Origin of the sequence: Psychrobacillus soli, from assembly GCF_006861775.1 — a bacterium.
Taxonomy (GTDB): Bacteria; Bacillota; Bacilli; order Bacillales_A; family Planococcaceae; genus Psychrobacillus; species Psychrobacillus soli.
Genome location: NZ_VDGG01000093.1, coordinates 422 through 1,474, shown reverse-complemented (window position 1 = coordinate 1,474; position 1,053 = coordinate 422). Strand labels below are relative to the sequence as shown.

Here is a 1,053-nt window from a genome sequence, read left to right as displayed (position 1 = left end):
AGTCCACTGTGGGGGTACACATCGACCAACCACTAAGGAAGCGCAAGGTACTTATCGTGAGGTAAGGGCTGGAGGAAGCGTGGAATAAAATCTTGGCTCGACGAACAGAAATCTGATACTAAGGCTCTATAAAGGGATGAGACTCCAAGACAAGTCAAAGTCCAAAAGATGTGCGTAACTTGATAGGGTAAATCAGGCGAGTAAAAGAGGAAAGATAGTTGTCTTACCCTGGGAGGTCTTGCGGATGTACATAAATACAGTCGGAAAAGGTTAATCGCAAGAAGTCAGCAGAAGCCATAGTAATGAAGTAATTCATGAAGGGCTGAACAATTTATAGTGTTTCAACGCCACGAATGCGTAAGTGACGAACTCCGAATGTGTTAATGGTAAAAGTATGAGCGTAACTCAGAGGATAACCAAAATGGAGATATCATTTACTACGTGAGAGGAAAGGAGAAACGAGTGTGAAACTTTTAGAAAAGATTCTTAGTAATCAAAACATGAATGATGCCTACTTGCGTGTCTATAGAAATNAAGAAGTCAGCAGAAGCCATAGTAATGAAGTAATTCATGAAGGGCTGAACAATTTATAGTGTTTCAACGCCACGAATGCGTAAGTGACGAACTCCGAATGTGTTAATGGTAAAAGTATGAGCGTAACCCAGAGGATAACCAAAATGGAGATATCATTTACTACGTGAGAGGAAAGGAGAAACGAGTGTGAAACTTTTAGAAAAGATTCTTAGTAATCAAAACATGAATGATGCCTACTTGCGTGTCTATAGAAATAAGGGTGCAAGTGGTGTCGATGGAATAACGGTCGATGAACTGAAACAATATCTGAGAGAGAACAAGGATGAGCTACGGCAGCGCATCAGAACAAGAAAATACCAACCACAAGCTGCCTTACGAGTGGAAATCCCAAAAGAAAATGGGAAGATGCGCAAATTGGGAATACCAACAGTAGTGGATAGGGTAGTCCAACAAGCCATTCACCAAGTACTCAGTCCGATATTTGAAAAGCAGTTCAGTGAATTCAGTTACGGCTTTAGA

Annotated in this window: 1 pseudogene; it reads left to right on the top strand. The window is 41.0% G+C overall.

The window, feature by feature from the left end:
* Nucleotides 1-720: 720 nt before the first annotated feature.
* A pseudogene (locus FG383_RS21425) lies at nt 721-1,053 on the top strand (group II intron reverse transcriptase/maturase); the annotation flags it as partial.